The 6725-nt window shown below is 37.0% G+C and carries 5 protein-coding genes; 4 read left to right on the top strand and 1 reads right to left on the bottom strand.

Annotated features, from left to right (window positions below):
- Together V7Z48_RS13240 and V7Z48_RS13235 are read left to right on the top strand one after the other, a co-directional pair.
- Positions 1–1343 (top strand): M14 family zinc carboxypeptidase (locus V7Z48_RS13240; RefSeq protein ID WP_334114083.1); only part of this gene is annotated, 1343 nt, incomplete at its 5' end.
- Positions 1344–1354: 11 nt separating this feature from the next.
- A complete protein-coding gene (locus tag V7Z48_RS13235; protein ID WP_334114082.1) occupies positions 1355–2575 on the top strand; it encodes a hypothetical protein in 1221 nt (406 codons plus the stop codon).
- Positions 2576–2664: 89 nt separating this feature from the next.
- Here the strand turns inward: V7Z48_RS13235 and sucC are convergent, their stop codons facing one another.
- Positions 2665–3858 (bottom strand): ADP-forming succinate--CoA ligase subunit beta, encoded by a 1194-nt coding sequence (gene sucC / locus V7Z48_RS13230; protein WP_334114081.1) that lies wholly within the window; start codon positions 3856–3858, stop codon positions 2665–2667.
- 170 nt (positions 3859–4028) lie between these two features.
- Between sucC and lysA the strand changes: the two genes are divergently transcribed.
- Positions 4029–5234 (top strand): diaminopimelate decarboxylase, encoded by a 1206-nt coding sequence (gene lysA, locus V7Z48_RS13225; protein ID WP_334114080.1) that lies wholly within the window; start codon positions 4029–4031, stop codon positions 5232–5234.
- A gap of 293 nt (positions 5235–5527) precedes the next feature.
- Complete coding sequence (locus tag V7Z48_RS13220; protein ID WP_334114079.1) at positions 5528–6283, top strand: hypothetical protein; 756 nt, start codon at positions 5528–5530, stop codon at positions 6281–6283.
- Positions 6284–6725: the final 442 nt, after the last annotated feature.

Here is a 6725-nt window from a genome sequence, read left to right as displayed (position 1 = left end):
ACCCAAATTCAGTAAGGATTGAATTTATTGGGAAAAGTCAGAGAGGTTATGACATTCCTATCGTTTATATCAAAAACACAAACCCTTCCGAAGAAACAGTAAAAGTTTGGTTTCAAGGAGGCTTACACGGTAATGAACCGGCAAGTACCGAAGGTGTGTTGTACCTAATTTACAAATTACTTAATGATGACGCCTATAAACATCTTTTAAATAAGTTAGAATTTGCCATCGTGCCAATGGCTAATATTGATGGTTATTTAAAACTAGCCAGATTGGCTGCCAATGGTTTGGACTTAAACAGAGACCAAACCAAACTCATGGCACCTGAAAGCGTAGTTCTTAAACAAGCCTTCACAAATTTCAATCCGGAAGTGGCTTTAGATTTTCACGAATACAACGCATACAGAAGAGATTATGCTAGAATGGGAAGTTTTGGAATTACTTCGGCTTACGATGTGATGTTTTTATACAGCAGCAATCACAATGTAGCACCAAATTTACGAGCTGTTATCGATACCTTATTTGTTGAAGAGGCTAGAAAAGCCATGAATAAACATGAGCTAAGACACCACGATTATATGTCTACTGCTAAGTTCGCTGGCGATATTCATTTCAACGTAGGGTCTACCAATGCTAGGTCTAGTGCTACCAATTTCGCACTAACCAATACCATTTCGGCTTTAATTGAAGTTAGAGGTGTCAATCTGGGAAGAACTTCTTTCAAACGACGTATCAATACCACTTTTTTAGTAGGAATGTCTTTTTTAGAAACAGCATTCAACAACGTCGATTTAATAAAACATTCAATTAAAAAAGCCCAATTACATAATTCTGACGAGAATATTACGGTTACCACCACTCGAACTCCATTTAAGAAGGATATTGCAGTGATTGATTTGGATAAAAACAAGCTTATCGATATGACTGTAACCATGAGAGATGCCAAAAAAGCTGAAGCTAAACTTACAAGAGATAAACCAGAAGCTTACTTACTTCATCAAGATTTAGCAGAATTGGTGGACAAACTGAAAGTATTAGGTCTTACGGTTGAAATCCTAAGCGCATCAGAAACCTTTCAAGTTGAAAGTTTCATCGTTTCATCGTATGACCGAGACGAAACCACTTACGAAAAGATGAATTTACAAACGGTAGAAACCGAATTAATTGAGAAAGAAATTACCTTACCTGCGGGCAGCTTTAAAATTAGCTCCAATCAAAAAAACGCAGCCTTACTTTACGAAATATTAGAACCCGAGGCGCCTAACAGCTTTATAAGCTTTGGCGTTTTGAAAACCGAATTAAATCAAGAATTACCAATATACAGACTCTCTAAAACAAATTAAAATACGGAACCATGAAAAATCTAATTTGTATTTCCCTAATGTTTTGCGCCACAATGCTCATTGCACAGGAAGAAGAACCAAAAAACTCAGCTGATTTCGAGCTAGGAAAAGGCATCACCTTCAATCTTAATGACGGTGACTATCAATTTTTCATGAGTGGGTTTATTCAGCCAAGCATATCGTTTGAAAAAGTAAAAGGGAGTGATTCTGATTATAAGTTCAATTCTAAAAGAGCCTTTTTTATGCTTGGCGGAACTGCTGTAAAAGAGAAAATCAGTTTTCTGGTGCAAACAGATTTTAGCAGCAGAGACCCTTTATTAGATGCTTGGATTGCTTACCATCCGTTTTCATGGTTAAGCGTTTCGGCTGGACAAAAACAAAACTTCGTAAACAACAGAGAAATGCTGTATCGAGAGGACAGACTTCAGTTCACCGACCGAAGTTTAAGCAGTAGAACTTTTAGCAATACTGGTAGAGAGTTTGGTGTGTTTGTTGAAACTAATTTTGAACTTGCTAACGGCATTATTATAGCCCCTAAAGCCTCTTTAACCTCTGGTGATGGTAGAAATTCTTTTGGTACCGATTCTAGAGATACCGATTACGGAGGCGTTAAAATTGGTGGTAGATTAGATGTGTATCCTTTTGGTGCCTTTAAACCTGGTAACGATTTATACACAGCCGATTTAAAACGCGAAGAAAAGCTCAAAGTATTAGTAGGCGCGGCAGTGAGCAAAAATAATGGCGCCAGTCATCCTAATGGTGAAGGCCATGGCAACTTTTTATTATACGATCAAAACGGACAAATTGCATTACCGGATTATTCTCAATTCTACACAGATGTTCTTTTAAAATACCAAGGATTCTCAGCGCTGTTAGAATACTCAAACGGTGCGGCCTCTGGATTAGACAGATTATATGTAGACACTAACGGTTCTACTATATTAGCACCCACACAAATAAGTCAGTTTTTAATTTTAGGAGATAGTTTCACAGCCCAAGCCGGATATGTTACAACTGGTGGGTTGAGCTTTGATTTTAGATATGAAAAATCGCGACCTGAATTTGATAATAACCTAGATTCTTTACTCGCAGATTTCAACAACTACACCTTCGGTATTACTAAGTATTTTGATGGTAACAATCTAAAACTACAAGCCGCGATTAGCACCACCGACTTTGCCCAGGGTAATAATATTACGACTGGAGAACTGTTGTTTCAGATAGTGTTTTAATGAACAATAATTATTTAGCAAATTTTGAATACTAGCAAACAAAAAAAGCTCCCGAATCCGGGAGCTTTTTAATTTTATATGCTGTAAATCTATTCAGCTAAAACCGCTTGAACTTTATCCGCAGCTTCTTGAAATTCCGTAGCGCTCATTACGTCCAAACCAGAATTATCAATCAATTCTTTTGCGATATCGGCATTGGTGCCTTGTAAACGCACAATAATTGGTACGTTAATGTTACCCATATTTTTATACGCATCAATAACTCCTTGTGCTACACGATCGCAACGTACAATCCCGCCAAAAATATTGATTAGAATCGCTTTTACAGCTGGGTCTTTTAGAATGATTTTAAAAGCTGCTTCTACTCTAGCGGCATCGGCTGTACCTCCAACATCTAGGAAGTTTGCTGGCTCACCGCCTGCTTGTTTTATTAAATCCATGGTAGCCATTGCTAAACCGGCTCCGTTAACCATACATCCAACGTTGCCGTCTAAATCAACATAGTTAAGACCTAAAGCACCTGCTTCTACTTCAATGGGGTTTTCTTCACGTAAATCTCTTAAATTCACATAATCCTTATGTCTGTAAAGTGCATTGTCGTCTATGGTAACTTTGGCATCAACTGCCATTATTAAATCGTCACTGGTTTTTAAAACTGGGTTGATTTCAAATAATGAAGCATCTGATTTCACATAAGCCGTATAAAGTGCTGTTACAAACTTTGTCATTTCTTTAAACGCAGTACCCGACAAACCTAAATTAAAAGCGATTCGTCTGGCTTGAAATGGCATTAAGCCAGTTGCAGGATCAACTTCTTCAGTAAAAATTAAGTGTGGTGTTTGCTCGGCAACGGTTTCGATATCCATACCGCCTTCGGTAGAATACATGATCATGTTTCGTCCGGTGGCTCGGTTTAAAAGCACCGACATATAAAATTCAGAAGTTTCGCTTTCACCAGGATAGTAAACATCTTCGGCAATTAAAACTTGATGCACCTTCTTACCTTCGGCTGAGGTTTGTGGTGTAATCAAATTCATACCAATAATGTTCCCAGCAACGGTTTCAACTTCTTGAAGATTTTTGGCCAATTTAACACCACCGCCTTTACCGCGACCACCAGCATGTACCTGTGCTTTAATAACATACCACGAGGTTCCTGTTTCGGCTGTTAACTGTTTTGCAGCTGTTACTGCATCTTGCGCACTTTTGGCTACGATTCCGCGCTGTATGCGCACGCCAAAATTGCTTAATATTTCTTTTCCTTGATATTCGTGTAGATTCATGCTAAATTATTTTGCTCAGCAAAAATAACCATACTTACACGTTTAAGCAATAATTTTTAACGTTGATTTAAAGAAATTGAAAATTATTGAGTCAACAAGTAATTTTTAAGGAAAAACTAACTTTTAAAACAAAATAACTTTATAGCTTCGCAGCTTATAAATTTTAAAAAATGGAAACAAACACTTTACTACAAATTGCAAAGGACTTTGGGAGTCCGGTTTATGTTTACAACGCTGAAAAAATGAATTCTCAGTATAAACGGTTAACCGATGCATTTAGTAAGGTGAAACAGTTGCGGCTTAATTATGCCGCGAAAGCTCTTTCAAACATTTCGGTGTTGAAATTATTTAACAGTCTGGGGGCTGGTTTGGATACTGTTTCTATACAAGAAGTAAAATTAGGTTTAACGGCTGGTTTTGAGCCGAGTAAAATAATATACACACCAAACGGCGTTTCTTTGGAAGAGATTGAAACTGCCGCCAAATTGGGCGTTCAAATCAATATTGATAACCTGTCAATTTTAGAGCAATTTGGCACCAAACATCCAAAGGTTCCTGTTTGTATTAGAATCAATCCGCATGTGATGGCCGGTGGAAACAGCAATATTTCGGTAGGACACATCGACAGTAAATTTGGAATTTCAATTCATCAGATTCCGCATATATTACGCATTGTTGAAAACACAAAGATGAATATCAACGGAATTCACATGCATACAGGTAGTGATATCTTAGATATTGATGTTTTTTTATACGCCAGCGAAATTTTATTTGAAACAGCCAAGAACTTTGAAAACTTAGAATTTATCGACTTTGGTTCCGGATTTAAAGTACCTTACAAGGCCGGAGATATTGAAACCAATATTGAAGAATTGGGCACCAAACTCACCAAACGTTTTAATCAGTTTTGTAAAGAATACGGCAAAGAATTGACGCTAGCTTTTGAACCCGGCAAGTTTTTGGTTAGTGAAGCCGGATACTTTTTAACCAAGGTAAATGTGGTAAAACAAACCACCTCGACGGTTTTTGCTCAAGTAGATTCCGGTTTTAATCATTTGATAAGACCGATGTTATATGGCTCACAGCACGAAATTTACAACCTTTCTAACCCTAACGGTAAAGAGCGTTTTTACACGGTAGTAGGATACATTTGCGAAACCGACACTTTTGCGAACAACCATCTTATCAATGAAATAACCGAAGGCGACATTTTGGCCTTTAAAAACGCAGGCGCTTACTGCTTTACCATGGCCAGTAATTACAATTCGCGATACCGACCTGCTGAGGTATTGTGGTATCAAGGAAAAGTGCATTTAATAAGAAAGCGCGAGACGTTTGACGATATTATGCACAATCAGGTAGCGATTGCTTTATAAATTTCAGACATTAATGAGCTTTTTTTAAGGCTATTGACCCACACTCTAGGTTATTTAGAATTGTTCTAAAAAAGTTAAGGTTGCTTTGATCTATGGCTTTAATACGGCGCAAAGTGCAAGCATCTACGGAGTATCTATGGTATAAAGCTTAGATTGCCTTGTACTAAGATACGTTTTGCTATAAGTTAATGTTTGTAAATTCTGTGACTTAAGAGAAAATGCTCATGACTGTATTTTTGACAATTAACTTATTTTTTTTATTTTTAGGTCTGAGTACAATAACTAGATAAGTTTTGGCAAGGATTTTAAATAACGAAACCATATTTTACAGTTTTGATTCTAACGAAGCCTATGAGACTGAAGAGGGCTCTATTGCCAGGATTAAAAGAGACAACTGTGCTTATTTAGGCAACAAGGTTGATGAATTTAAAGATAATGATATTGAAGGTTTACGGTTAAATCGCGCTGTGGCTTTGATAGAGAAAAGCGGCGGTCGTCTATTAAAACAGACCAAAGACAAAGGCAGTAAGCGCAGGCTTTTAAGGTTGCTTAAGTTGGTATTAACACATAATAATGAACAGTTTTTGGGCATGCGCAGTGTTTATAGAGGTTTATTAAACGCCCGTGCACGCGAATTGCTAAAAGGTTTTGATTTTAACGCCGGCAGTAAGTCTGCTGACGTCTTAGCCGACACCTGTATAATAGATACAAAAAAAAGCGTGCTGCTTCTGCCAAATTTTTCTGCAGCGAAATTACTAGTGCAATATCCAAAAGTCTCAAAGATACAGGTACGATTTTTACTGAGTCGGGTTGATTTTTTGCTCGGCGAATTTTTCACCATTTGCAGTGATATTTGCACTTTAAGCAGTGAAGACGAAACACTTGATTTGGTACTTGACATTGGAAAAACGCCTGACTTGGATGGTGTACTTATGGCCTATTTATGGATTGGTTTTGAGCGCGAAGATGAGGCGGCCATTTCCAAATTACTATGGCATGCCGAAGATGTTTTTAGATTGTTGGTTTGCGAAGACATTAGGCAAAATTAGCCCAAGTCCAATTTTTGTTCAGAACAGAACTTCAGGATTTTTTTAGGAATGACGCCTTAAAACTTCAGGATTTTTGAGGTGTTATGACTATGTATTGTAAAAGTTGGTAGTTTGTAAGGTTATTGGTAAAAGTTGACATCAGGTAGTTTTTTTGGTGGATGTGTTATCTTGTAGAGATTATCATTTTAGGGTGCATGACTTTTAATTAGTTTTTAGGCAAAAGCACTTGATTTTTTCAAAAATAAGTTGGTTATAGTCTTCTTTTTTACTATTTTAGTAATCTATTATTCAATTTGTTATAATCAAAATGCTTTAGGTATGGCTCAAAAAACCATCATTACTTTAAAACCGTTGTTTCATAAAAACGAACATCAAATAGGTATTAATTTTGATTATGACGAGGCCGTAAAAAGGCATGTTATGGCCTTTAAGGGTGTAAAAT

Source organism: Paucihalobacter sp. (assembly GCF_036825875.1).
GTDB lineage: Bacteria > Bacteroidota > Bacteroidia > Flavobacteriales > Flavobacteriaceae > Paucihalobacter.
Note: the sequence above shows the minus strand (reverse complement) of the source record. Positions and strands in the feature narration are given on the sequence as shown.